General features: G+C 41.7%; 29 protein-coding genes and 1 pseudogene. 16 read left to right on the plus strand and 14 right to left on the minus strand.

The features are described 5' to 3' along the window. The first annotated feature begins 71 nt into the window (after positions 1-71). The 5 genes from VB732_RS01530 (at position 72) to VB732_RS01550 (ending at position 5,714) form a co-directional block, all read left to right on the plus strand. Positions 72-1,205, plus strand: coding sequence for a branched-chain amino acid ABC transporter permease (locus VB732_RS01530; RefSeq protein ID WP_323229048.1), 1,134 nt, complete (start codon positions 72-74; stop codon positions 1,203-1,205). Continuing rightward, the gene (locus tag VB732_RS01535; RefSeq protein ID WP_323229049.1) at positions 1,195-1,977 is read left to right on the plus strand and encodes an ABC transporter ATP-binding protein; all 783 of its coding nucleotides are present in this window, start codon (positions 1,195-1,197) and stop codon (positions 1,975-1,977) included. The genes VB732_RS01530 and VB732_RS01535 overlap by 11 nt, the downstream gene beginning before the upstream one ends. Positions 1,978-2,030: 53 nt before the next feature. Next, complete coding sequence (locus tag VB732_RS01540) at positions 2,031-2,621, plus strand: Uma2 family endonuclease (protein ID WP_323229050.1); 591 nt, start codon at positions 2,031-2,033, stop codon at positions 2,619-2,621. A gap of 222 nt (positions 2,622-2,843) precedes the next feature. After that, complete coding sequence (locus tag VB732_RS01545; RefSeq protein ID WP_323229051.1) at positions 2,844-3,713, plus strand: substrate-binding domain-containing protein; 870 nt, start codon at positions 2,844-2,846, stop codon at positions 3,711-3,713. 12 nt (positions 3,714-3,725) lie between these two features. Further along, positions 3,726-5,714, plus strand: coding sequence for an ATP-binding protein (locus VB732_RS01550; protein WP_323229052.1), 1,989 nt, complete (start codon positions 3,726-3,728; stop codon positions 5,712-5,714). Between the two features lie 19 nt (positions 5,715-5,733). On the opposite strand, the pseudogene VB732_RS01555 reads toward VB732_RS01550, so the two are convergent. The 4 genes and pseudogenes from VB732_RS01555 to glpX all read right to left on the minus strand — a co-directional run. Beyond that, a pseudogene (locus VB732_RS01555) lies at positions 5,734-5,925 on the minus strand (Uma2 family endonuclease); the annotation flags it as partial. Positions 5,926-5,950: 25 nt separating this feature from the next. After that, on the minus strand, positions 5,951-6,571 hold the full coding sequence (locus VB732_RS01560; RefSeq protein ID WP_323229053.1) for a Uma2 family endonuclease: 621 nt from the start codon (positions 6,569-6,571) through the stop codon (positions 5,951-5,953). A gap of 196 nt (positions 6,572-6,767) precedes the next feature. Then, positions 6,768-8,054, minus strand: coding sequence for a glutamyl-tRNA reductase (locus VB732_RS01565; RefSeq protein WP_323229054.1), 1,287 nt, complete (start codon positions 8,052-8,054; stop codon positions 6,768-6,770). A gap of 240 nt (positions 8,055-8,294) precedes the next feature. Further along, a complete protein-coding gene (glpX, locus tag VB732_RS01570) occupies positions 8,295-9,332 on the minus strand; it encodes a class II fructose-bisphosphatase (protein WP_323229055.1) in 1,038 nt (345 codons plus the stop codon). A gap of 354 nt (positions 9,333-9,686) precedes the next feature. On the opposite strand from glpX, the gene VB732_RS01575 reads away from it, so the two are divergent. The 7 genes from VB732_RS01575 (at position 9,687) to grxD (ending at position 14,430) form a co-directional block, all read left to right on the plus strand. Then, positions 9,687-10,259: a DUF981 domain-containing protein gene (locus tag VB732_RS01575; RefSeq protein WP_323229056.1), complete on the plus strand. Its 573-nt coding sequence runs from the start codon at positions 9,687-9,689 to the stop codon at positions 10,257-10,259. Positions 10,260-10,307: 48 nt separating this feature from the next. Next, a complete protein-coding gene (gene grxC, locus VB732_RS01580) occupies positions 10,308-10,622 on the plus strand; it encodes a glutaredoxin 3 (protein ID WP_323229057.1) in 315 nt (104 codons plus the stop codon). Between the two features lie 338 nt (positions 10,623-10,960). Continuing rightward, positions 10,961-11,446 carry a tRNA adenosine(34) deaminase TadA gene (gene tadA / locus VB732_RS01585; RefSeq protein ID WP_323229058.1) on the plus strand — a complete coding sequence of 162 codons (486 nt, stop codon included), beginning with the start codon at positions 10,961-10,963 and terminating at the stop codon, positions 11,444-11,446. 113 nt (positions 11,447-11,559) lie between these two features. Further along, positions 11,560-12,318 (plus strand): 1-acyl-sn-glycerol-3-phosphate acyltransferase, encoded by a 759-nt coding sequence (locus VB732_RS01590; protein WP_323229059.1) that lies wholly within the window; start codon positions 11,560-11,562, stop codon positions 12,316-12,318. A 561-nt stretch (positions 12,319-12,879) separates the two neighbouring features. Next, entirely contained in the window at positions 12,880-13,485 is a 606-nt protein-coding gene (locus VB732_RS01595) for a hypothetical protein (protein WP_323229060.1), read from the plus strand. A gap of 242 nt (positions 13,486-13,727) precedes the next feature. Continuing rightward, entirely contained in the window at positions 13,728-13,985 is a 258-nt protein-coding gene (locus tag VB732_RS01600; RefSeq protein ID WP_322695560.1) for a BolA family transcriptional regulator, read from the plus strand. A 121-nt stretch (positions 13,986-14,106) separates the two neighbouring features. Continuing rightward, positions 14,107-14,430 carry a Grx4 family monothiol glutaredoxin gene (gene grxD / locus VB732_RS01605; RefSeq protein ID WP_323229061.1) on the plus strand — a complete coding sequence of 108 codons (324 nt, stop codon included), beginning with the start codon at positions 14,107-14,109 and terminating at the stop codon, positions 14,428-14,430. 292 nt (positions 14,431-14,722) lie between these two features. On the opposite strand, the gene VB732_RS01610 is transcribed toward grxD, so the two are convergent. After that, the gene (locus VB732_RS01610; protein ID WP_323229062.1) at positions 14,723-14,971 is read right to left on the minus strand and encodes a DUF6761 family protein; all 249 of its coding nucleotides are present in this window, start codon (positions 14,969-14,971) and stop codon (positions 14,723-14,725) included. A 581-nt stretch (positions 14,972-15,552) separates the two neighbouring features. Between VB732_RS01610 and VB732_RS01615 the strand changes: the two genes are divergently transcribed. After that, the gene (locus tag VB732_RS01615) at positions 15,553-16,326 is read left to right on the plus strand and encodes a response regulator transcription factor (protein WP_094346140.1); all 774 of its coding nucleotides are present in this window, start codon (positions 15,553-15,555) and stop codon (positions 16,324-16,326) included. Positions 16,327-16,407: 81 nt separating this feature from the next. On the opposite strand, the gene VB732_RS01620 is transcribed toward VB732_RS01615, so the two are convergent. The 4 genes from VB732_RS01620 to VB732_RS01635 form a co-directional block, all read right to left on the minus strand. Continuing rightward, positions 16,408-17,187, minus strand: a complete 780-nt coding sequence (locus VB732_RS01620; protein WP_416235722.1) for an ATP-binding cassette domain-containing protein — start codon at positions 17,185-17,187, stop codon at positions 16,408-16,410. A 41-nt stretch (positions 17,188-17,228) separates the two neighbouring features. After that, the gene (locus VB732_RS01625; protein WP_323229063.1) at positions 17,229-17,795 is read right to left on the minus strand and encodes a hypothetical protein; all 567 of its coding nucleotides are present in this window, start codon (positions 17,793-17,795) and stop codon (positions 17,229-17,231) included. A 108-nt stretch (positions 17,796-17,903) separates the two neighbouring features. Next, the gene (locus VB732_RS01630) at positions 17,904-18,362 is read right to left on the minus strand and encodes a DUF4079 domain-containing protein (RefSeq protein WP_323229064.1); all 459 of its coding nucleotides are present in this window, start codon (positions 18,360-18,362) and stop codon (positions 17,904-17,906) included. Between the two features lie 145 nt (positions 18,363-18,507). After that, entirely contained in the window at positions 18,508-18,903 is a 396-nt protein-coding gene (locus tag VB732_RS01635; protein WP_323229065.1) for a DUF1830 domain-containing protein, read from the minus strand. Between the two features lie 569 nt (positions 18,904-19,472). On the opposite strand from VB732_RS01635, the gene VB732_RS01640 reads away from it, so the two are divergent. The 3 genes from VB732_RS01640 to VB732_RS01650 all read left to right on the plus strand — a co-directional run bounded on the left by VB732_RS01640 (position 19,473) and on the right by VB732_RS01650 (position 23,175). Further along, on the plus strand, positions 19,473-21,065 hold the full coding sequence (locus VB732_RS01640; RefSeq protein WP_323229165.1) for a photosystem II high light acclimation radical SAM protein: 1,593 nt from the start codon (positions 19,473-19,475) through the stop codon (positions 21,063-21,065). A 77-nt stretch (positions 21,066-21,142) separates the two neighbouring features. After that, the gene (locus VB732_RS01645; protein ID WP_323229166.1) at positions 21,143-22,540 is read left to right on the plus strand and encodes a DICT sensory domain-containing protein; all 1,398 of its coding nucleotides are present in this window, start codon (positions 21,143-21,145) and stop codon (positions 22,538-22,540) included. Next, complete coding sequence (locus tag VB732_RS01650; protein WP_323229066.1) at positions 22,537-23,175, plus strand: pentapeptide repeat-containing protein; 639 nt, start codon at positions 22,537-22,539, stop codon at positions 23,173-23,175. The genes VB732_RS01645 and VB732_RS01650 overlap by 4 nt, the downstream gene beginning before the upstream one ends. Before the next feature lie 61 nt (positions 23,176-23,236). On the opposite strand, the gene VB732_RS01655 is transcribed toward VB732_RS01650, so the two are convergent. The 5 genes from VB732_RS01655 to clpS form a co-directional block, all read right to left on the minus strand. Beyond that, complete coding sequence (locus VB732_RS01655) at positions 23,237-23,641, minus strand: type II toxin-antitoxin system VapC family toxin (protein WP_323229067.1); 405 nt, start codon at positions 23,639-23,641, stop codon at positions 23,237-23,239. A gap of 9 nt (positions 23,642-23,650) precedes the next feature. Further along, positions 23,651-23,890 (minus strand): AbrB/MazE/SpoVT family DNA-binding domain-containing protein, encoded by a 240-nt coding sequence (locus tag VB732_RS01660; protein ID WP_322648595.1) that lies wholly within the window; start codon positions 23,888-23,890, stop codon positions 23,651-23,653. A gap of 42 nt (positions 23,891-23,932) precedes the next feature. Then, a complete protein-coding gene (locus VB732_RS01665) occupies positions 23,933-24,880 on the minus strand; it encodes a S1 RNA-binding domain-containing protein (RefSeq protein ID WP_323229068.1) in 948 nt (315 codons plus the stop codon). 168 nt (positions 24,881-25,048) lie between these two features. Further along, positions 25,049-25,873 carry a type II CAAX endopeptidase family protein gene (locus tag VB732_RS01670; RefSeq protein ID WP_323229168.1) on the minus strand — a complete coding sequence of 275 codons (825 nt, stop codon included), beginning with the start codon at positions 25,871-25,873 and terminating at the stop codon, positions 25,049-25,051. Positions 25,874-25,944: 71 nt separating this feature from the next. Next, entirely contained in the window at positions 25,945-26,226 is a 282-nt protein-coding gene (gene clpS, locus VB732_RS01675; RefSeq protein ID WP_012410249.1) for an ATP-dependent Clp protease adapter ClpS, read from the minus strand. Positions 26,227-26,244 lie beyond the last annotated feature (18 nt).

Here is a 26,244-nt window from a genome sequence, read left to right on the forward strand (position 1 = left end):
AATTCCCAATTCCCCATTCCCAATTCCCCATTCCCAATTCCCAATTCCCCATTCCCAAATAACTATTTAAAATGGTTGACTATCTAATTTTCTTAGCAATTTCTACAGGGCTTTTTGCTCTATTCGCTCTAGGACTAAATTTACAGTGGGGCTTTACGGGGTTAATTAACTTTGGTCATATTGCTTTCATGACCTTGGGAGCATATACAACCGTATTATTAAGCTTAAAGGGCGTACCCTTATTGATATCAGCAGTGGTTGGGGCAATTGTCGCTGCCTTGTTGGGTTTGATAATTGGTTTTGCAACTCTACGCTTACGGGAAGATTATCTAGGAATTGTCACCATCGGTACGGGCGAATTAATTCGTTTGGTGGTAAATAATCAGGAATTGCCTGTGGGTGATACCTGGGTTCCTGGGGCGTTTGGTGTACAAAGTTATCCTATACCCTTATCCACAGAGCCTAATTTGTTTGTCAGACTAGTAATGATTGGGTTGTTAACGCTACTAGCTGCTGTAACTTTATTTACCTTGTGGCGATGGATCCGTACTATCCAAATATCTCGGACTAGTGATTTGGGCAAAAGAACAACTAGCAAACAAGAATTTATATCCCGTTTAGCTGTGGGAATTGTATTAGCAGTTTTGGCAACAGCAATTTATATTTCTGGGGTAATTGGATTATATAATTACAACCCAAAAGCAGGTTTGATGCTGGTGTTGCTGCTGGTTTTAGCACTTGTATACTGGCGCTTAGAAATTTTGGTGCGATCGCCTTGGGGTAGAATTCTCAAAGCTATCCGCGAAGATGAAGAAATTCCCAAAGCACTGGGGAAAAATGTCTTTTGGTATAAATTACAATCATTAATGTTAGGTGGTGCGATCGCAGGTATCGCTGGCGCTTTCTTTGCTTGGCAACTGGCCGCCATTTACCCCGATAACTTTCAACCACAGCTTACCTTTGACACTTGGATCATGGTGATTTTAGGCGGTTCTGGAAATAATGTTGGCACAATCTTAGGTGCGGTAATTTACTTTACTTACGATGCCCTAACGCGAGAAGTCTTACCCAGAATCATCCCCCTTGATGAAGCCCGTTTGGGTGCATTTCGGATCATGGTAATCGGACTAATTTTGATGATACTGATGATTTGGCGACCTCAAGGTATTCTAGGTAAAAAGGAGGAACTTACCCTTGGTAAATAACCAGTCATCGCCACTTCCCCTTTTGGCAGCCACTGGACTTTCTAAAAGCTTTGGTGGTGTCAAAGCAGTGAATGAGGCGAAAATCGAAGTTGCTAAAGGCAGCATTACGGGCTTGATTGGCCCCAATGGTGCTGGTAAAACCACTTTATTTAACTTACTCTCAAACTTCATCCGCCCAGATAAGGGACGAGTGATTTTTGACGGTGAACCGATTCACAGTTTGCAACCATATCAAATCGCCCAGCAGGGAGTAATCCGCACCTTTCAGGTTGCACGCACTCTCTCGCGGTTGTCGGTGTTAGAAAATATGCTGCTGGCGGCGCAAAAACAAACGGGTGAGAATTTTTGGCAAGTGCAGTTGCAACCGCACGTTGTCGCTAAGGAAGAAAAGGAACTGCAAGAGCGGGCAATGTTCCTGTTAGAATCGGTGGGCTTGGCAAAAAAAGCGCACGATTATGCTGGTTGCTTGTCTGGTGGACAACGCAAACTGCTGGAAATGGGACGGGCGCTGATGACTAATCCCAAGTTAATTTTGTTGGACGAACCAGCTGCTGGGGTGAATCCGAAACTGATTGATGATATTTGCGATCGCATTCTCACTTGGAACCGCCAAGACGGAATGACTTTTTTGATTATTGAACACAATATGGATGTTGTGATGTCCTTGTGCGATCGCGTTTGGGTACTTGCCGAAGGGCAGAATTTGGCCGACGGGACACCAGCAGAAATTCAAACTAATCCCAAAGTTTTAGAAGCTTATTTGGGCAAATAAAACAGGAGTCAGAATTCAGGATATTCTACCTATAAAGGGATAGGAAGCTTTTTATGTCAATGATGACAGTCAAAGATTTAGAGCAAGTTCAAACCGCTTTTACCGAAGCAGGTTTAGATTACCAGCTGGAACTCGAAAATGGGAAAATTTCAATAATGGGGCCGTCAGATATTGTATCCAGCGAAATTAGTAGTCGTCTCATCGCCTTTCTCTTTGCTTGGATAAATCCTCGTCGCTGGGGAAGAGTATTTGATTCTGCTGGCGGTTTCATCATGCCAGATACAAACCTCAAAGCACCCGATGTTTCTTTTGTTCGCGCTTCCCGACTTCTCCAAAGTCCTCGCTACTTTGGAGAACTTGTCCCTGACTTGGTGGTAGAAATTAAATCTCAGAGCGATAAAATTAAACTTATAGTAGCCAAAATTTTGAAATTTATAGAATTAGGAGCGATCATCGGTATTCTGATCGATCCTGATGAAGAGACAGTTACAATTTATCGCTCTACAGGCGAACCGACAGTTTTAGAAAACGGCGAGATTTTAACTATACCAGAACTTTTTCCCGGCTGGGAATTACCCGTTACTGAATTGTGGCCTCCTATCTTTACCGAGGAAGAAACACAATTTAGTGAAGGATGTTGGTAGCGACTGAACCGCATTCTCCCTTGGAACCGCCAAGAAGGAATGACTTTTTTGATTATTGAACACAATATGGATGTTGTTATACAAATTTTCTTCTGAAAGCCATAGATACCCGACTTATCAAATCAGTCGGGTATCTTGCTGATCGCAGTTATATTTTAGGATTATTCGGGAATATTAAGCTATGAGAGCTTAGACACAATATTGAGTTTTGGATATTTATTTATGAAAAATATTGCTGAGTCAACGATCATCGGTATCATCCTGCTTGGACTTTGCAGTTGCAACTCAGTTAAAACAACGGAACTGAAAGATTCTAATCCAGTCACCAGCCAAACTGAAGCTCAAGGCAAAAATCTCATCAAAATTGGTGGTTCTAGTTCAACGGTAACTGTTTTAAAACTTTTAGCAAAAGGCTATGAATCCCAAAATAAGACTGTCAAAATTGAGTTTATCTCTAATAGCCAATCAGAAGGAGCGATCGCGGCGCTAAACAACGATATTATTGATATCGCTGGTAGCAGCAAACAACTAAAACCAGAAGAAGATAACGGTAAAATTCAATATCAAGAAGTAGCGCAAGATTTGTTACTTGTCGCCACCCATAGCAGTGTTAAAGGTGTTAACAACCTGTCAACCAAGCAATTAAAGGCAATTTACAAAGGTGACATCACAAATTGGCGGGAATTAGGCGGCGCTGATGCAAAAATTGTAGTATTAGATAGACCTGAAGACGAATCAGCAAAAAAATTATTACGAAAATATTATTTGGGAGAAGATAAGACTACAACGAAAGCTGTGATTTTGAATAAAGAAGGGGAATTAATCGAAACTTTACAAAGTACCCCTAATTCCATCGGTGCTTTTTCTTTAGCTTATTCTATTATTAATAAATTGCCCATTAATCATCTCAATCTCAATAATATTGCTCCCAAACCCCAAAACTTCACTAGTGGTAAATACCAAATGGTGCGTCACATAGGTATTCTCTGGAACAAAACACCTTCAGCAGCTACTCAGGGCTTTATTGATTTTATCTTCAGTAAGGAAGGTGAAAAACTACTACAAAATAATGGCTTTGTTCCTACCAAATAAATTGAACGTGCCATGCAGAGATTTTTCAGGGGGCTGAGACTCAGCCAAAAAATTGTTCTACCGATGTTTGCAGTTTGTCTTACCGTATTCATGCTGGGCTTAGTAGTTCTAGGTAATTGGTTTACCGATAGTTTACAGCAGAATTTCCGTCAAGAGATCGAAAGTTTTGCTGAACGAGTTTATCAAGATTTTCAGTATGAACAGCAAACCCTAGAAACTGAAATAGAACTGATTGCTAATCGAGATATGCTGAATGAGGCTGTAAAGCAGCACGATCAAAGTTTACTTTTGCAAATATTACTACCACTCAAATCCACTTTAAAATTGGATTGGATTAAGGTAATCGATACTCAGGGTAATGTCCTCGTAGACTTACGAAACAATTCTTTGAGTCAAGCCAAGTTCTTAGACAAGGTAGTTACCAGCACTGCAATTCAAGGAGCGCATTTAGTTGATTTGGTAGATATAGAAGGTGAGCAACAAGTTCTCGAAGTGGTAACAAATGGAATCAAATCATCAGCAGGACTTTTGGGAGGAATTATTATTGGCAACTTAGTAGACGACACCCTATTACAAAAAATTGCTGCTGGTTCCTCTAAACATCTGATTATTCACAGAGATAATCGTCTATTTGGCACAACCTTGTTGATAGAAAGCAAGAAAGTGGATTGGCAATTCCCTGCTCCTAATTTGTCTCCTACACGAATCACTATTGATAGCAAAAATTATTTAGCTAAAACTATCATCTTTTCAGGAGTAAGTCAGTCTTTAAAAGCCACAGTTTTGTATCCTATCTCACTGCTAGAGGTTGAACAACGAAAGTTATGGAAAGATTTAGGATTGTTGTTTTTTTTGGGAAGCAGTATTGTGGCAGTAATTGGTTTTTTAATTGCGCGAACAATTACTCGTCACCTAAAAGCTGTCACACAGATTGCACAAAGAGTTACCCAAGAATATAATTTTGATCTCCAAGCTCCCGTAACTACTGAAGATGAAGTTGGGATATTAGCTATTTCTTTTAATCAATTGATTCAACAGGTAAAGCGATTATTAGTAGAACAACACGAAACGAATCAAAAGCTAGAGTCTTACAGCCAAACACTAGAAGAAAAAATAGAAGAACGAACGCAAGCAATGCGACAAAAAAATATAGTTCTCAAGGAGACTTTACAGGAACTTAGGCTTACCCAGTCCCAATTAATCCAAAATGAAAAAATGTCCTCTTTAGGGCAGTTAGTTGCTGGTATTGCTCATGAAATCAACAATCCAGTTAATTTTATCTACGGCAACCTCAAGTATACTGATGATTACACTCAACAGTTGTTATCGTTACTTCAACTTTATCAAAAACATTATCCTTACCCAGAACCAGAAATTCAAAATGCTAAAGAAGAAGCTGATATTGAATATTTAACAGAAGATTTGCCTAAAATGTTGACTTCCATGAAGGTTGGAGCTAGTCGCATTCGAGAAATTGTCCTTAGTTTACGAATCTTCTCTCGTTTGGATGAAGCTGAGTTTAAAACTGCTGATATCCATGAAGGGATTGACAGCACCTTGTTAATTTTACAACATCGGATAAAATCCCAAAGCGCCCGTCCTCGAATCACGGTGATTAAAGAGTATGGTGATATCCCTAAAATTCAGTGCTTTGCAGGACAGTTGAATCAAGTATTTATGAATATCTTGGCAAATGGCATTGATGCTTTAGAAGAGGCTTTTGAAAAGGGGCTTTGTCCAGAACCGATAATTCGTATTTCTTCAGCCCAGGTTAATGAAAATATCGTTGTTCATATTACTGATAATGGCACAGGGATTCCAGAAGCAATTCAGTCACGTTTATTTGACCCTTTTTTCACCACAAAAGCAGTTGGTAAAGGTACTGGGATGGGATTATCAATTAGTTACCAGATAGTTACTGAAAAACATGGTGGTTCGTTACAGTGCATTTCATCACCAGGACAAGGTGCAGAGTTTATAGTTACAATTCCGGTTAGATAGGTAATTTTGCATATTAACGATCATAATTTTTACGCCTTAAAGCAGTTTTTAAGGATGCAGCTAAATTCAAAGCAATTTTATTGTGATTTGTAGTGCCACCCATCATCGGTACAATATCTCCATCACAATATTCGCCTTTATATTCAGCTTTTTCTTCAATTTCTAAATACTCTTCAGGTGTATAATAAAATTTTTGTCTTTCTAACTGCATAAAAATACAATCTATGATTGTGCGGCTAAAATTTGCCAGTTTGAAAAATATCTTGCACCCTCAAGTTCAAGTCAGGGAACGTCGGTGATATAATGCGATCGCTTTCCCGAAACTTGCGAACCTGATATTCACCTTCATCTAAAGAGCAAACTAGGATAGTCGGTTGTTTCGGTTTCCCAATGTACTCTCTACCACCTAGCGCTGCGTAATCAACAATCCAATATTCTGGAATTCCCATTTCTTCATAATCTGCATATTTCTTGTGATAATCATCACGCCAGTTAGTGCTTACAACTTCCACCACTAAGGGGACTGATAACCCTTGAGTAACTGTTGATTCTTTTTTCCATCGTGGTTCATTCACAAGATTAGGACGGTTGAGTATCAAGATGTCTGGTGAATAACCTGATTCGCTTGTAGATGTTTTGACTAGTACAGTTTTTGGGATGATGTAAGGCAACTTTAATCGAAGGTATTCAGCAGTTAACTGTTGTACTAAAAATCCTACAATCTCTTCATGATCGCCTACTGGCTGTGCCATTTCTACTATCATCCCATTGTGCAGTTCATAGCGCTTTCCCGAATTCTCTGGTATCCACTCAACAAAATCGTCAAAGGTTATTAGTTTTGGAGGTGCTTGAGTCATAATCACCTACTTGTAATAAAATGTGGGAGTTTTTTGGAAATAACTGAGAGAAAGTCCTACACAGTGTCAAATCCTTGGAAATTTGGCTCGTGTTAAAATCGAATATTCTATTTTTATGTCATTAGAAGTATATCTAATCGAAAAGCCAAGATCCCCGATTTCTTTAAGAAGTCGGGGATCTTACTTGTTGTTAAATTTAACTAAACTGTTCCTCTGCATCCAGGTTGAAAAGCATTTGCAGAGTTTGCATACAGCGCCGTCTTGCTTCAACATCTTGCTGCGATCGCAACTGTACCATCGGGTCGTGTAAAATTTTATTGACAATTCCCCGTGTTAATGCTTCAATCACCTCTTGATGTTTTTCAGCGAATTCCGAACCCAATCTCGACAAAGCTTTTTCTAACTCTTGTTCGCGGATGGTTTCGACTTTATTTCGCAGACAGCTAATAGTAGTCACAGTTTCTAAACTGCGCCACCAAATATCAAAAGCTTCCACTTCTTCCTCTAAAAGTCGCTCGGCTTCTTGGGCAATCTTCCGACGGCTTTCGTAGTTTTGCGCCACTACAGCCTTCAAATCATCCACATTAAACGCTTGCACATTTTCCAGTTCATTAACATCCGCATCAACATTACGCGGCACAGAAATATCAAATAACATTAAAGAGCGCTGAACTTCTAAAACCATTTCCAATTTGGCCCGGTCAAGTATTGGCTCGGTTGCCGAAGTACTTGTAAATACTAAATCGCTATCGGCAATTACAGTCATCATTTCCGATAGCGGATGAATTTCGATCGGCTGTTGAGGGAACTGCTTTGTTAATTCTAGGGCACGTTCACGAGAGCGATTTACAATACTAATTTCCACAGCACCTTTAGAAATTAGGTGTTGCACCAGTAGCCGCGACATTTTACCAGCACCCAGAATTACCACTCGGCAAGCAGCTAAATTTGCAACTTTTAGCTGCGCTAACTCTACAGCTGCCGAACTGATAGAGACAGCGCCAGTACCAATACTAGTTTCAGTGCGAACCCGCTTACCAGCTGTCAGCGCTTGTTTAAATAATCGATTCAAAATGGTTTTTATACCGTTATATTGCTGCCCCAGTTTGTGAGTAGTTTTCACCTGAGCCAGAATTTGACCTTCTCCGAGTACTAGACTATCTAAACCACCTGCTACTCGCATAACATGCATAACTGCATCATCATGTAGCAGCATAAACAAATGCTGTCGCAGAGAAAGCACGGGCAATTTACTATATTCCGCAAGAAACTGAGTTATTTCTCGAATACCTTGGTCTGCTTCACTGGTAACAATATAAATTTCTAGACGGTTACAAGTGCTAAGAATTGCAACTTCGTCAATATGAGGATAGCTCGCCAGTTGAGCGATCGCACTTTCAATTTGTGGTTCTGGAATGCTCAGTTTTTCCCGGACTTCTACTGGGGCTGTTTTATGGCTTAACCCCACCACTGCTATATTCATTTGCTAAATCGTAGTTACTAGTTGGTAGTTGAGAATAGGGCATTGAGTGAGAATAGGGAATGGGGAATTTTTGTTTATTGGTTGATAGTTTTTCCAACCAATAAACAATAACTAATCACTAAATACTAACTACTAACTAGTGTAACGATGAAGCATTCGGGTGACTATTTTTCCATTTTTTAGAAAGATTTATTTCCAAATGCTTTACCCCTACTTTTAACATTCCCCATTCCCTAAAAATTAGTTCAGTTGGAGAGTCTTAGGTTCGCCAAACATGTGAATTGTATCAACAAATCGAGCAGTTTTCGACTGGTTGGAAATTACCAAGCTTTGAGTTCTGGCTCCGCCGTGGAAGAAACGTACACCATTCATCAGATTACCACTGGTAATACCGCAAGCAGCGAACAGAACAGTTTGACCAGATGCCAATTCATGAGCATCATAGACCTTATCGGGGTCATTGATATTCATAGACTTTAAGCGATCGATGTTGGCTTCTCTGCTTTCTCCAATCAGACCTGTTTTTACGACTGCTGGATCGTAAATCAGTTGACCTTGGAAGTGTCCACCCAAAGCACGCATTGCAGCTGCCGAGATTACACCTTCAGGAGCCGCACCAATACCCATCAGAGCGTGGATATTAGTTCCAGCAAAACCGCAGCTTACAGCTGCACCCACATCACCGTCTGAAATTAGGGCGACTCTCGCTCCAGCCTCACGGATTTCTTTAATTAAATCGTTGTGGCGTTCGCGCTTCATGACTACGATCACAAGTTCTTCAATCGAGCGATCTAGACACTCAGCGAGAATCTTGAGGTTTTCTGTTGCTGACTTGTTGATGTCTACCTTGCCCTTAGCTGCGGGAGGCGCTGCTAACTTCTTCATGTAAAAGTCAGGAGCAGCAAATAATCCACCCTTTTCAGAAATTGCCAAGACAGCCATCGAACCAGGTTGTCCATAAGCTACCAAGTTCGTACCTTCACAGGGGTCAACGGCGATATCAATTTCAACTAGTTCATCAGGGTTACAGAGAGCTTCGGCATTTGGTTGAGTACAAATACCAACTTCTTCCCCGATATATAACATCGGTGCGTTGTCGCGTTCGCCTTCCCCAATCACAATGCGACCTCGCATATAGATTTTATTCATCCGCTCCCGCATAGCTTCCACTGCTACTTGGTCAGCAATGTCTTTTTCGCCTTTCCCCATCCATTTCGAGGAAGCGATCGCGGCTTGCTCTACTACTTCAATAATCTCTAACCCAAGTGTATTTTCCACGGAGTCTGCCCTCTCAACTGCTTGAATTTCCGCCGCTTTATCTGGCTATTTCAGTCTTCAAGTCTACCAAAGGGCGGATACACGTGGAAGAAAGTTAAGTTTTACTGCTAACTGGTTATAAAAGTACCATTTAGCACATCCTGATTTTTGCTTCTAACTACTCCAGTATAAAGCGTGTGCAAAAGTAACTAAGTTAAGCACTGCACAAATGGGTAGCAGTATGTATCTAGAACATTACTTGTCTTCAGTGTTTATCTTTAGGTATAAAATAATAAAGAAAAAAAACTAGTGAATTCGCTAAAAACTAAAAAACGAGGCTCAGAGTAAATAGCTTGTCAAATTAAGAGGTTAATCGTGTTTATCGACTACATTACACTCATGTTGATCAATATGGTAGCTGGGCTATTTCTACTGGCTGACTATGTGTATCGTGGTATAGATAGTTCTAATCAAAGGCAGTGGATTCCCGGTTTTGGAATTACGGGTGCGATCGCACTCACAACTGGTTTACACATGAGCTTCACCTGGCCAGTTACTGGTAGTTTTAATATTGCCTTTGGTGAGACAAGTGTTTTATTTGGAATCTTGTTTGTTGCGGCTGCGATCGCTCTTGCTCAAGGTTGGGATTTATTGACAATAGCAATTTACGGCTTCTTTGCTGGTGCAGTTGCGATCGTTGTGGGTATCCGCATCATCAACTTGAATATGACACGCCAACCGCTTTTATCGGGAATCGGCTTTATTTTAACTGGATTAGGTGGTATTTTTGCAGCGCCAACCCTCTATTGGAAAACCAACCGAACCTGGCGGTTAATTGGCGTAGCAGTGCTGATAGTAGCCGCTCTAATTTGGGCTTTGACTGGATATTTGGGTTACTGGAATCATTTAGAGGGTTTCCAAAAGTGGGTTCCAGCACCGATGCGGTAAGCAATGTTCTAGGCTAGAGACATAGTTAAAACCTTGTTCAAGATCAATATGCTTGACTTTCTTAATCCCTTATTAAATCGCCATCCAGAGCGAGTCAAAGCCAACGTCGAACTTTACACATGGGCAACTTGCCCTTACTGCATTCGTGCCAAAATGCTGCTGTGGTGGAAAGGGGTAAATTTTACCGAATATAAAATCGACGGTGACGAAGCAGCTAGAGCGAAAATGGCAGAACGCGCTAACGGAAGACGTACCGTACCACAAATTTTTATTAATAACCAGCACATCGGTGGCTGCGATGACCTCTATCAGCTAGACACAAAAAACCAACTCGATCCCCTTTTAGCCCAAGTCGCTATTTAGAAATCAAACTAGCCCCAACAGTAGGGATGCACAGCTGTGCATTAGTATCAACTTAAGCCCAAGCGAATGGAATAGAGCCTCCGGCACGCTACGCGTTAAGCGAAGCTATGCCGAAGGCTTCACGCGCCTATACAAACGTACCCCATTGGCAAACCCGCAGGGTAGACCGCCTCCGCAAACTAACGGTAAATTAAGGCTTTTTAACCCACGCAGGTGGGTTTTGTTTGTGTAGACGCGGTTTCTAACCGCCCATTTCGCTTTTTCTTTCTTGTTAGGATGCTATCTCGCCCGTCCAAAAGCGATCGCAATTTTGAAATTTTTTTTATATTGATAAGTGGATGTTAACTAAATACCCAGAATATATTATACATCAACAATGGATGAGTTATGCCCTAGAATTAGCAAAAGCAGCAGGTGATGCAGGTGAAATCCCTGTAGGTGCTGTTATTATTGGTTCAACAGGCAAATTGCTGGGACAAGGAGAAAATAGAAAAGAGCGCGACAAAGACCCTACCGCCCATGCGGAAATTCTCGCTATCAAAACAGCTGCTACAACTTTACAAAATTGGCATCTTAATGAATGTACCCTCTACGTAACTCTTGAACCGTGTCCAATGTGTGCAGGTGCCATTTTGCAAGCGCGTGTAAGACAACTTGTATATGGAGTAGACGATACAAAAACTGGCGCAATACGTACAGTTATTAACATACCCGATAGTGCTGCTTCTAATCACCGACTCCAGGTCATTGGAGGCATTCTAGAGTCAGCTTGTCGTCAACAATTACAGGCTTGGTTTGCTACTAGGCGGCGTAAGGTAAACTAACGGACAGAGGTAAAACTGTCCATCTACTACGACACAAGTCACGCAAGAGAATCTACGGTGTAACTAATCAGGCTTTTCGTTAAATTTTTACCCGTCAATCAGCTGCATCCGTCATGATGGAATTTCACTCTTCATCCGATACCTGCCAGCGCACACCAGTAAATCATCAGGTGACTGGTACTACCTCAAAGGTTTCTCCTTGGTTAAGCCCTCTGGCATATTTATTAGGTCGTCACTGCCTATTACCATTATTCTTTGGGCAAATTAGAGTAACCGGACAAAAAAATATCCCTACAACTGGGCCTGTGATCCTTGCGCCTACACATCGGGCACGTTGGGATGCATTACTTGTACCCTACGCTACGGCTGATTGTCGGAGAGAACAAGACCTGCGGTTTATGGTGACTGTTGACGAATGCCAAGGTTTGCAAGGCTGGTTTGTCAAACGCTTGGGCGGGTTTCCCGTAAATTCTAAGCATCCGTCAATCCGCACGCTGCGACATGGAGTTGAGTTACTTCAGCAGAGAAAAACCCTGGTAATTTTTCCAGAAGGTAATATTTTTCGTGATGGTCAAGTTCACCAGTTGAAGCCGGGAATTGCTCGTCTTGCTTTGAGTGCTGAATCTAGTCATTCCGGGCTGGGAGTTAAAATTATACCCATAGGCATCAATTACAGCCAGCCTTATCCCAATTGGGGCACAGATGTGAGTATTGACATTGGCTCCCCAATCAAAGTAGCGGATTACATGAGTGGCTGTATAAAACACGATGCCAAAAGCATCACAACTGATTTAGGAAAGGCACTGCAACAATTAAGCCATCAAGAAACAAAAATTACTAATCACGCATTTGCAGAAATTACTAATTCTTGATCTCCTCAAAGGGCAAGAGTCCTAAGATCGCCTCTTAAGCATTGACCATTGACCGTGTATGATTTAAAAAAACTGCACGTTTTGAAGATTTGACACTAATTAGCTAACTGCTACATACATCCTGAATAAGTTATCAAAGATTTAGTAGTATTTTGCAACCGTTGAGGATGTATACATATATAGATTACCTACTCTTGATGGGATATTCAGGCAAATTGGCATTTTTTTGAGTAAATAGCTAAGAATTGTCTGCAAGCGGCTTCACTGGTCGATCAGAAACATTCTTACTACTTCAGCTAGATAGTTACAAGCTGGTTGCGAGTAAATCGATGAGAAAGAAAATCACAGGAATTAAGCGTTAACCCAGTCCACCGTAAGCATCGCTCATCACGACGATTAAGTTAGTTAATATACAGGGGCAATGGGAACTCTCTTAAAGCGATTTTCAGTCCTAAATCAGGGATACTTAGGATGTAACTTTGCTTTTCCAAGACCAAAACAGAGTTAAGATACCCGAAGTTTCCATAACTTTTTTATATAGTTGTCGCACTAATTGATCCCATGAACACTGCTGCCGCTGTTACCTTGATGCACCGTACCCTTTTATCAGTCATAGCAGTCCTCAGCCTGCTATCACCTGTGAATGCTCAGGTATCACAGTCACCAGGCACTAATAGCCCACAACCCATTGATCCTAACGCTCCCAATAACCTGCGCCCCATAACCCAAAATAACAGCCTTTTGAGCATTGAAGGTGGCGATCGCTTAGTAAAAGAGGCAGAACAAGCCGTTTCTGGTCAAAACTATCCTTTAGCTGCTAAGAAACTCCAAGAAGCACGTCAGGTTTATAATCAGCTATCTAACTTTTATCAAGAGTTAAACTCTAGCTTTTCGGGAATTGACAATAGAGTTTCTGATTCTCAACGTCAAAAAGCTCTATTAACAGCCCAAAAGCGGGATGAAGCTACCTTTCAGCTAGCATTGGTACATCGCGCCCAAAATCAGCCAGAATTAGCTGTGCCGTTGCTGGTTCAAATAATTAAGAGTCAAAACCCGACACGGGATTTAGGCAAGAAAGCCTATAAACAGTTGTTTGAGTTGGGTTTTGTTGATTCTCCTTATCCTAGAGAGGGTGGTACTTCATCTTCCTCATCCCCAAAAAAATAAATTAAATTGGCGTTACCTGTTTTCCTAATATCCCACCTATTTCAAATCCTTCACTCCCTGAACAGCACCTTGAAACGCCCCAGTGCTAGGATGTGATTATCTGCCGTAGCTTTGCCCCAGCCTTCTCAAAAATCTACCTCAGAGGCGTATTTGTCCCCAGTCTTGCCAAACATCTGAAGTTGGCACAGGCTTTTGCTCTATATCTGTTAATAATAGAAAAGTAAGTTTTTTCAGGAATTGCGATGATTAGTCCGCAACAGGTTGAGGAAATGATCAAGGCGGGACTGCCAGACGCACAAGTTCAGGTGCAAGACTTGACTGGTGGCGGCGACCACTATCAAGTGACAGTAGTTTCATCGCACTTTGCAGGTAAAGGACTAGTGCAACAGCACCAGTTAGTTTATGGTGCGTTGGGTCAAGCTATGTCAACTGAAGCGATTCATGCCTTGGCAGTAAAAACATACACTCCCGAAACTTGGCAAGCAACAGCAAGTTCCTAAGAGACGCGATTCATCGCGTCTGTACAGGAGTTAAGAATAGAGACACGATGAATCGCGTCTGTTAAAAATTTATAACTCCTCACTCGTCATCGTTGAATGCAACATAGGAAACACGAATACCATGACACCAGAACTCAAAGACAAAATTGATAACTTACTACAAGAGAACAAGATTGTAGTTTTCATGAAGGGAAACAAGTTAATGCCCCAGTGTGGTTTCTCCAACAACGTTGTACAGATCCTCAATACCTTGGGAGTTCCCTTTGAGACGGTTGATGTTCTCTCAGACTCTGAAATCCGTCAAGGAATAAAAGAATACTCCAACTGGCCAACAATTCCCCAAGTCTATATCAATGGTGAATTCGTTGGTGGCTCTGACATCTTGATTGAACTGTACCAAAAAGGTGAATTGCAGCAAAAGGTAGAAGTAGCACTAGCTTCCTAATTTTTCTTTACGCAATCAAGGCAATATGCCGTTTTAACTTCCTTGAAAGGGGAGAGAAATAATATCTCCTCTTTCAAGGTTTTTTAATAGGTTGCAGACAAAAATAATTTATAGCTAGTCAACAATCCCCTCAGTCACGTTGGCAAAACCAATATAGGGCTGAGGGGATGCGTTTAATCAATACAATATCTCCAAAATCTCACACCACGGCAAAGCATTGACCAATACAGATAATATGCTATAATTATCTGCGGTAATCAAAGGTTACTATCAATGACCAAGTAAATGGTACTTAGTAGTAATCGGCTTGTGGCTGTGGTTGCACCACTGCAAAGTTTGATCCATCGTACAAGAAGCGGCTGGCCTCCTCTTCTAGACGATGAATCAGATAAGGTTCAATGACGTTACTTTGTCGCAATGCGGCTAGATATCCATCCAAATACATCCGCATGTCATCCGTGCGATAACCGCGATTCCATAACTCGGCGAAGGCGTCAGTGAGTCTTTGGTAATAGCGGATGGTTTGTGTGTCTTGGAGCATAACTGCTGTATTAATCTCTTGGAATGAGAATTGTAAATGATTCACGCTCAAATGTGAAGTGTAATTTCACTTTGACATCAATTCAAAGTAAACACATCTACTTTGGGTAGTACCCTCATAGCAGCTACACGCTACTTTAATCCTATTCCAGAAAACATTGATTCTGGTTTTTTGGTAAATTATTTTTCTGATTTTCATAGTCCATAGCCCAATTGTATTGGTGTTATGTTCTTGGATATGGGCACTAATTTTTGCGAAAAATCTACTTTTACCATCAGGTTAAAAAGCTGTTGCATCAACTCTTAGCTGATTGAATTTTAGATATTTGCTACATTACACCATATAAAAGCAGAATGTTAAGCTAGAAGAATTTTTGATAAGTATAACAACACTGCTGATAAATTTAATAAAAATTTAATAATATTTCTAATTGCCTTCCGGCAAGGCTTAAGTTAAAGGTATTGCCACGCTTTTGATGAGGAAATGTAAAGCTAATAGCAATTGAAGTAACAAAGGCTACAAAACCTTAGAGACGGGCTTGTTACTTTGAAAGTCATCAGACGCTAAGGGGTCTTGCCGCCGTGGGTTCGGTTTGTATAGAAATCATTGAGGGGAATCCCCATCTGAGGTCGTTGTTGGGTTGGCACTTGCAACAGCTAGAATACCGTGTTCATCAAGCTGCCAGTATTTATCAAGCAAGGGAAGTATTTTTAAGCCACCAACCAACACTGGTAGTATTGGATGCAGACCTGCCTGATGGTGACGGCATTGAATTTTGCCGTTGGTTGCATCGTCAAGAGCAGCCTCTAATCTTAATGCTATCTGCCCGTAATAGTGAAGGCGATATTGTCGCAGGTTTAAAGGCGGGTGCAGATGATTACCTGAGCAAACCTTTCGGGATGCAAGAGTTTTTAGCACGGGTAGAGGCGCTGATTCGCCGGAAACGCACACCTACTGCACCAGCTTATTTGGATTATGGCACTTTGCAAATCGATTTAGTTCAGCGCCGTGTTCGCTTTCAGGGGGAGTTTATCGATTTAACGCCTCAAGAATTCAGTTTGCTGTACGTTTTGGCACAAGCTGGGGGAGTACCTTTGAGTAGGTCGGAATTGCTGCGTCGTGCTTGGCCTGATGCTATCGATAACCCTCGTACCATTGATACTCACGTTTTGTCGCTGCGGAAAAAGGTTGAACTCGACCCTCGCCAACCGAACTTGATTCAAACTATCCGCAATGTAGGATACCGTTTTAACATGGAAATTTTGAATACCAATATTTCACAATCACAAACAACAAAGTTAGCTAGAGAAAGATTTAATAATCAACGTTCGACACTTAGTAGTAGTCAGGTTTGATAAAAAATTGGGAATTGGGAAGGTTAGATAACGATTCTTGGTTTCTGTCTCCTGACCCGTTCAAAATCTAAAATCCAAAATCTAAAATCCAAAATCGTCTTGAGTTTCTGCTTTAATTAAGCTTTCTCGTAATTCAAGCCAGTTTATTTCAGAGACTGTTTGATTTGCGGATAAATGACCCTGTTGTAGGTGTAATAACCTAGTGCAAAACATCTGGGCAAGTTCCAGTTGGTGATTTACCATCAGAATCGTGGTTTGATGAGTTTGACTCAACTGGATTAAGACTTGCGTGACATGAGATGCTGTACCTGCATCAAGGGCAGAGGTCGGCTCGTCTAATAATAATATTTTAGGCTGGATTAGTAACGCACGAGCGATCGCTACTAATTGTCGTTGTCCAGCAGAAAGTTGTACCTCAGTTCGCCCTAACCATTCATTGGGGATATGCAGTTGTTCTGTCCAGTAACTGATTCGTTCCTGAATTGTCTGTTTGGGCAAACCACGCAAAACTAAAGGATAAGCCAAGGTTTGCTGAACTGTCATCCCTAACAGCTTTGACTCTTGCAATACAAGTACAACCATCTGGCGTAGCTGGATGACGGGAATTTGGCGATATTCTTGGTTTTCTAGATAGATTTTCCCACTGGTGGGTTCAATTAGGCGGTTGAGGAGGCGTAATAACGAAGTTTTACCAGCACCTACCGGCCCTACAATGGCAATGCGTTCGCCGCAGCCATCGCCCTGAAAAACCTCCAAGTCAATATCTCGCAATATGGGATATCCCTGCTGATTGCCGGGAAGTTGGGTTTTCAGCTTTGTAAACAGATTAACTTGCTCTAGCCTGAGTGTTGCCTTATTCAAGGGGAGTGAGGAGATAGGGGAGAAATAACCAATGCCCAATCCTAAGTTAATTGTGCAGTAGTTAAAGCTGTAGCGATCGCCCAGCCATCGACCAATAGTAACAGCAGTGTGAATACTAGTAGAATCATGTACATCCACGGCTGTGCTAAAGGGCGAACATCTGTAGTATCGATACCTGTCTTTGCTTGGACAATTTGCACAAAACGGGCAAATCCAGATACACGCATCGGTAGTAAATAAGCTTTCCCATCCTGGCTGAGGAAGTAATAAACTAAGCCTCCTTGACCAGTGGTGCGGGGTTTTAACTCTTTCACCTCTGACCAAGGTAAAAACCAGCCTTTACGGAAAAAGCGAGGAACCCAGGCGGGGTAAGTAACCTGAATTCCCTTGTCATCTACAATTACTTGTTCTGTCAATACTGCGTACAAGGCAACTAAGCCGATGCTAATCCCTATCCACAATAATATTGGAGGTACGGGTGCGGCTGTTACCTGCGATAAAAAGGGCAATGGGACTGTGAGTGCTACGTATAGACTCAGCAACGTTATCCGAATCAAAGGAGACAAACGAAAGACAGAAGCTGAAATATTGGCTGAATTTGCTGTCACGGCTCAATTACAATGCTTTTCTTCATTGTAGGGTAGGTCTATGTCTTAGCTGGACTGTTCAATTCGTAATTCGTAATTCGTAATTCGTAATTTGCAATTACTAATTATTTAGGGTAAATACTTTTGCACTACGATCCAACCAGTAAGAGATACCCAGGCAAATCCTACAAATAGAATAATATTTACGCCGATGTGTAAGGGTCTAGCCCAAGGTCGTCTAGCACTAATCTGCGTAGCACTGAAAGCAGATAGTAAAACTAATGTTACCACTATCAATCCAGATGCTAAGTGTGACGAGTGACCTAAAGAACCAAAGTGTCCTAAAGTCCCAACAATCCCGATGGCTAGCAATAGTAGTACTAAACTTACCATGCTAATGCCCATTAAATAGTGGAGCGATCGCACCTCCCTATTTCCGCCCATAAATGGCGTAAAAGGAAGTTGTTGCGAAGTTCTCGCCCGAAACATCCAAACGCCGGTGATTGCTAACATCAGATATGCCAGCAGGGACAACCCCATCGACCAGGCCGCTATTTTCCACAACCAAAGAAATGAAGGCAGATTCATAAGAATGATTGTAGATGAGAGTGAGGAGATGAGGAACAATGCCAATGACAAATACTTCGACTACGCTCAGTACAAGTGACCAATGACCAATATAAAAAGGGCTGCCGAATTCGGCAACCCTTAAATTTAGCTAAATTTTTTTTAATCAATCAACAGATGCTAAACCAGCCATTTGTAAAGGTTTTGTAGTATCTCCGGTTTTTGTATTAATTTGCTGCACCAATGATTTGGTATTAATAGGGTCTTTTCCAGATAATGAGTCTGTATCAAACTCATGAGTATCGGTTTCTTCGAGCATCAGGCGATCGCACGGAATCTTATCGGATAAAATTGCACTTGCCATCATCCCTGTATGAATCTCCAATTGAGCTTTTCGCGGAGCTTCAAAAACTAAACGTTGTCCAGGGAAAACAACCCTTTCAAAGTACCAGTTGGCAATATTGGAGATGCGAGCTACCTGTATTTTGCTCGTGGCATTGATGTAGCAGCAGAGAATTTTTCCCGATTGCTCAGGTGGTAGAGGATCTAATATTTGAGCCATAACTGCTGAGGAGCTTTACGCCACAATTTTACATTACACTGGCCAAGCCTAGCACTCACTGATCCCCAGTTGCTGTAACTGTGAATACCAACTGTGTCTTTAGAGATTATTTCTTCCTAAAGATATATTTATAGATTATGAAAATTTTGTAATTATTTGTGGCTTTTTCGGAATTATACACTACACAACAAAAATTTTTAATATTTTATCCTGGGATCAAAGCTTGAATTCTCTTAAGACGACGATCCCCTTGCTTTTCGCCTAGCGAAGAACTGAGTTTTGCCGTTTTATGTATCCCAGGATTAATAGGCTGGGATCATCGCTTAATGAATAAACTCAATGTTATGGTAAAGCTATATGAAAAATATCTTCATAAAGCCTATCTATAAAATTCTATGTATGTTTTATGCATAGCAATTTTAGCGTTTCCTCCAATTGCTAACATTAATTTTCTCTATACCAGCAATCAGATGAAATGTCAAGCGCGATCGCGATAATAAAAACAAAATTAAACAAGCACACACTTTAAAAACTGGATGTTTTTCTCGCTTTCTCCAAAGATTGGCAAGATGGAAGTCAAAACACAGATGATGGAAAATCGAATTCTTTACGTTCGCCTTCCTTGTAACCCCATCTTTCCTATTGGGGTTGTCTACTTGAGCGATCATGTCCATAAGCAGTTTCCTAATATTGAACAGCGCATCTTCGATTTAGGAACGGTGCCACCTTTAGACTACAATTCTGCTCTGGATCGCTGTATCGATGAATTTAAACCGACACTGCTAGTATTTTCTTGGCGGGATATTCAAATTTATGCCCCAGTTGGTGGACGTGGTGGGAACCCACTGCAAAATGCCTTTGAATTTTACTACGCTAAGAATCCTCTATTAAAACTACGTGGCGGATTGGGCGGTTTACGAATTTTCATCGCTTACTATGTAGAGTTATGGCGAAACCAGGGCTTAATCAAACGCGGTTTAAAGCGTGCCCAAAAATATAATTCTAATGCCCGTGTAGTTGTAGGTGGTGGTGCAGTTAGCGTATTTTACGAACAGTTGGGTAAAAGCTTACCCCAAGGGACAATTATTTCTGTGGGTGAAGGCGAAACTCTGCTGGAAAAACTTTTAAGTGGCAAAGATTTTCGAGATGAACGTTGTTACGTTGCGGGAGAAACCCAACCACGTCAACGGCTGATTCACGAACAACCTACACCGCTAGAAAAAACAGCTTGTAACTACGACTATATCGAAAGCATCTGGCCGGAATTTAACTTTTACCTGCAAGAGCAAGATTTCTATATAGGTGTACAAACTAAGCGTGGTTGTCCCCACAACTGTTGTTATTGCGTCTATACGGTTGTCGAAGGCAAACAAGTACGCATCAACCCAGCAGATGAAGTAGTTGCTGAGATGCGCCAATTATACGATCGCGGCATTCGCAACTTTTGGTTTACCGATGCCCAATTTATCCCCGCACGAAAATTTATCGACGATGCCATAGAACTCTTGCAAAAAATCGTCGATTCTGGTATGACAGATATCCACTGGGCAGCATATATCAGAGCCGACAATTTGACACCAGAGTTGTGCGACTTGATGGCAAAAACCGGGATGAACTACTTTGAAATCGGGATTACCAGTGGTTCTCAAGAACTCGTGCGGAAAATGCGGATGGGGTACAACCTGCGAACCGTCTTGCAAAACTGCCGTGACTTAAAAGCAGCTGGTTTCAACGATTTAGTTTCCGTCAACTACTCCTTTAACGTCATTGACGAACGTCCCGAAACCATCCGCCAAACCATCGCCTACCACCGCGAACTAGAAAGGATTTTCGGTGCTGATAAAGTCGAACCTGCTATCTTTTTTATTGGACTACAACCCCATACCCATTTAGAAGAATACGCTTTCAAAGAAGGCATCCTCAAACCAGGATACGATCCAATGAGTTTGATGCCGTGGACAGCCAAAAAACTCCTTTGGAATCCCGAACCCCTTGGTTCATTCTTCGGCGAAGTCTGCTTACAAGCTTGGCAACAAAACCCCAACGATTTCGGGCGTGAAGTCATGAAAATCTTAGAAGAAAAACTGGGTTGTGCCGACTTAGAAGCAGCACTTTCCGCACCAATAGAAACGAAAGAAAAACAGTTAGCGGGTATATCCTAGAAAACACGAATTCTGATTTTCTCCCCCTCTCTTCCTCTGTGTCCTCTGCGCCTCTGCGGTTATTTTTACCAAATCCCATGTTAGAAGGTTCAATACTACAAAAGCTAGAAACAGCCCATCGCCATACCACCAGGCCAATTCGATTCGGTGTTTACTACAAAAATACCCTAGTTGCTCTGTGCCACGCTCTAGAAGACCATATCTTAGCCGATGACGGTACACCCCTAGTCATCACAGCCTTCCAACAGGGGAAATGGTATCTACAAGAAGCTGAACGATATGCAGACATCGCCCAGCACAGCCGCCATATTGCGATCATGGCTGCCTCTGAATCTGGCTTTGCTGAACATCCCACCAGCCAGCTACCCAATGTAGACTTAGTGGGATTAGATGCAGGCGATCCAGTCGCACAGGAGTGGCACTTAATTATTTTATCGCCGAAATACACAGCAATGGTAATTTGTCAAGAATTATCGGAGGCTGATTATGGCAGCGCTGGAGTACCGACATCAGACTTAGAGCGGAAATTCTATGGTTTGTGGACATTTGAGCCGGAGTTAGTCCAAGACACAGCAGAAATAGCGATCGCTCACATCAAAAAATACAACCCAGAACTGGCAGAAAAACTCACAGCCGACAAACAACAAATTGTCCCGTCAATGGCCAGATCGGAAAATTTAGGTGCAGTTGTCTCCCGTGTAGTAGATTACCTCCAGACTGGGCAAGATAATTTATCCATCCCCACAGCGTCTCACCAACAAACCCTAGATCGCAACTTGGTTTCTAACGAAATCCAAGCCTTTTTGCGAATGGCGCAACTGATGGATATGGCAGATGTCAACAATCCAATGGCAGCTGCGGAAGTGGTAGTTCTTGCTGAAGCGATCGCCCAGCTTTTGGATCTTCCCGCCTGGCAGATTAAAAGATTGCGCTTGGCGGCTCTGTTGCATCGCATAGATCCACTACAAAAAGCAGAAAGCGTTCTGACTGGCGGTATATCCACACGCTACCAAGAAGATGCTCCCAGTTGTCCTTTAACTTGTCCCTTAGTACCAGGGGCACAAGTATTGCGAACTATGCCAAGATTACGAGCCGTTGCCCAAATTATTACTCACCAAAGCGAGTGGTGGAATGGCACAGGGGAACCAGCAGGTTTGGCTGGGGATGAAATTCCTCTAGAGTCGAGGATTTTGGCATTACTGGCAGATTTTCAGTGGCGAGTTAATGAGCTAAAATCGTCAAATCAAAGCCGGGAACAGATATTTACTCAAGCATTAGATGAGTGCAAACAGCAACAATCTAACCGCTTTGACCCTAAACTTGTAGATACCCTAACTTTATTAGTTATGGGTTTACAACAGGGACTCGACTTACCCATCATGACACCCAAATTTAGCGCCGGTATCTGGATACTTGATTCCCAATGGGATAGCCACAGCAAGATTAGTGAAGAGATTGGTAGTTACTTTACATGAATATTGAAGCCATTAGATTAGGAAAACTCAAACAACTTCCAGGGGCAAATTTAGAAGACGAGGAACTCTCCCGACTGGATTTAAGCCGGATTAATCTTGCTGGCGCTACCCTTGTCGGCACTAATTTCGCTGCTTCCAAACTCGAAGGTGGGCATTTGGAGGGAGCGAATTTGATGGGGGCGAACCTTCAAGAAACTGACTTGCGGGCGAACTTGATGGGAGCAAACCTGATGCAAGCAGATTTAACGGGTGCTGACTTGCGGGGTAGTAATTTGCGTGGTGCTAACTTGATGGGAGCAAGACTCAGTGATGTGTCATTAGTGGGTGCTTTCTTGAGTGGTGCCAATTTGATGAACGTCAACTTACAAGGCGTTGATTTACGCGGTGCTGACTTGCGTGGTACAAACCTGACAGGAGCAAATCTCAAAGGTGCAGATTTGAGTCGCGCCGATTTGCAAGGGGCTTTGTTGAGTGAAGCAAACTTGGAAGAAGCTGACTTGCGGGGGGCGAATTTGGCAGGGGCGAATTTGACGGGAGCTAATTTACTCTGTGCAGAGTTAGAAGGTGCAAATTTGAGCGGCGTTAATTTGAATAAAGCGTGTGTAGTGGGGACAGTTGTGGAGGCTGCGTTTTGAATAAGGGTTAATTTATACAAACTGCAATGAATAATATACTAGAATACCCAAATGTATGCTCTCAAAGTAGCCAATTTTCTACACTTAAACCAGGTACGCGCTCAAATTCGCGGACATTCGCTGTAACAAGCGTCAGGTTAAGAGCTAGCGCATGAGCAGCAATTAGTAAGTCATTAGGGCCAATAGGTCTTCCTGTTTGCTCTAGGTGTGTACGAATTATCGCATAGTGCCGATCCACCGGAGGCGACAGCGACAAAATAGGTAACACTTCAAGGATGCTCTCTAGTTGCTGAAGAAGACGGAGAGAGCCACTTTTAGCTGCACCAAATCGCAGTTCACACACCACAATAATGCTGGTACAAATGCAGTTTTCTTCTAAGGCTGTAAGCCTCTGAAACACTAAACCTTGAGGATGTCTTACCAAATCTGAAATGATATTGGTGTCTAGCAGGTATTGATAGGTCATTGGGCAGGATTAAAGCACAATATCATCGAGTGGCAGTAACCCTTCATCTATGTTAGGAAAGTTTTCTGTAATGTCTTCCAAAGTGGCAAGCAGTGAAAGTAGAGAACCGGAAGAAATGGGTTCGATGATTAATCGATTACCTTCTTTGCGTAACAAAACTTCTGTACTGGATAGAGCAAATTCATCAGGAATAGTTAGGACTTGATGTTGCCCATCTCGTAAGAGGTAAACGTGGTATGAGTTTGGCATCAAGCAATCTCCTTAAAATTATAATTATTTCGCCGCAGTGTATTACTTTACAATATCAGACCTTCCACAACTCTCTAGAACAACTTGACCATTTTCAGGATCTATTTTGATGATCTTTACCTTTAAATGGTCATTAATTTTGAAGAATTGGTTTGGATTGTCAACAGATGGATGAAATATTTTTGAGGTCGGTAACAAGGCATATAAATCTCCAATATCAACGAACACACCATAGTCTTTAATACGCCGTATAGTGCCGCTAACAATCTGACCAACCTGCAATTGCCTGAGTCTAATTGAAACAGAGCTATGTAGCAGTACTACATGATTACAGTCCTCTCTCAGTTTTATAATATTGAGTGGAAATTCCTCCCCTACTATCAATTCTTCCCTATGCTTATCAACATAAGTAAGAACTGTCCCACGCAAACCCTCAATTTTCACTAATGCACCCCTCAAAGTTTTTTTAAGGATTTTCCTGTATACTGTTACGTCCTCAGTATATAATTGCCATATCCGTTCCCATGCTGTTCGCATCTCTAGTTTGCGAATTGAAAAAGAAACTGTTGGTGGATGCTCTTGAGAATGCAAGAACCACTGAATAGTTGCTGATACTCCGCCTCCATGAACAGCACGAATTTTAGTGTGTACGATTAGGTCTTCTCTACTTATAGGATGACCACATTTTTCAGAAGCCAGCTCTAATGCAACCTCGTACAAGCGATCGCTATCTTTCAGTGTCTCAGGTGAACAATGCGAGAAGAAAATATCGTGTTCGCCATCGTAATTTCCCACAACCAGAAATTCTCGGATTTCATTCAGTTGCAGGGCTTCTTCTGGACACTGAATCTCATTGAGTGATAGCTCTAGTAGTGGAACATAAGCTACTTGATCGGTATAAAAATCAACAAAAATACCTGTAGGCTCCAGCTTAATGATTTTTCCAGTGATAATATTGCCGAGTTGAAAGCTCTCTAAACTAAAGCTCATAGCATAGTGGGCTTAACATAACCCATTATAGAAACAATTTAGTAAGCGCGTAATCACTACAATAACAGCTAAGCTTTAGCTATTGTTCGTGTTGTTGCATACTCAGGAAACAGTCGGCATAACAATAGTTTTAGTATTCATCAAAACGCTACGTAGGCTTTTCCATTTTTAATTTTTCACTGTTCGCCCTCGTATCCCCAAAGCTAGTACACTCATTAACAACACCCCCATCACTCCTTGCAGGGGATTATTATTCACACCAGTTACCCAATCAGGAACTTGACCAGAATATTTCACTAATTTACCTACATTAATAATGTAGTAACCCCAAACTAAACCACCATGCAAACCAATTGGAAAACCCAAGCGTCCTCTCCGCCAGCGCTTTCCCCATACTTGCGTTAACCCCAGTAGTACTAAAGCTGGAAATTGTGGCAGTGTATGAATAATTGCTTCCAAGGGTTTAATAAAGTGTAATGCAGCAAAGGCAATTGCATCTGTCCACATTGCCACACGCGGATTGTAATCTCGTTGTAACTCATCTAGCAACCAGCCTCGGAATAACAATTCTTCAGCAAATCCAATACCTAAGCCAACAAGTAAACCCTCTAAAATTACTTTTAGCAAAAAAACTTTCGGTTGTTGCCACACTAACCAACCCAAAATACCTTGTAACCCAAAAAGTATCAGAGTATTAATTATTCCCAGAGCCAAACCACGCAATAAATCCACACCGTTTTGCTGCGTGAATTCTAAGCCATAATACCGCAGAATTTGGGGCTGCTGGTAGACATATTTACCCCATAGTCTCAGGAGAAAAATGAATATTCCATATAACAATACCAATGTCAATATACTTTCTAAATTTGAATCATCCACTAGCAAGTATATTGGTGTAGCCAATGGCAACCATAGCAACAATAAAGTCAAAATAAAAGCACCCAGCCTAATAGGGGCAGGGCGTTCAGCTAGACGGACAAAGTTTTCTTTCATACCAAGTAAGTCACCAATCACTAGTCAACACTTTAAATTTCGACAAATGACCAATGACAAATGACCAATAACTATTCGTCAGGTTCAATTGTGCTACTTAAACCGTGACTTATCAAGGTTTCGCAATAGAACTCAGCGTGTTCTAAAGCGCAAGTAATGACTAAAGCTAGCCCGTTAGTATGGGCTTCCATCATGATGCTAACAGCCTGGGGTTGGGTAAGGCTTGGTACAGTAGCGATTAGTGACTGTACAACATGCTCCATAGAGTTGTAGTCGTCGTTATGGAGCAAAACGCGATACCGAGGCGCTAGCTTACGGGTTGTGGAAGGCTTTTGAATAGTTTCAACTGACACGGCTCTTTGCTCTTTTCT

Source organism: Nostoc sp. UHCC 0252 (assembly GCF_034931145.1).
GTDB lineage: Bacteria > Cyanobacteriota > Cyanobacteriia > Cyanobacteriales > Nostocaceae > Nostoc.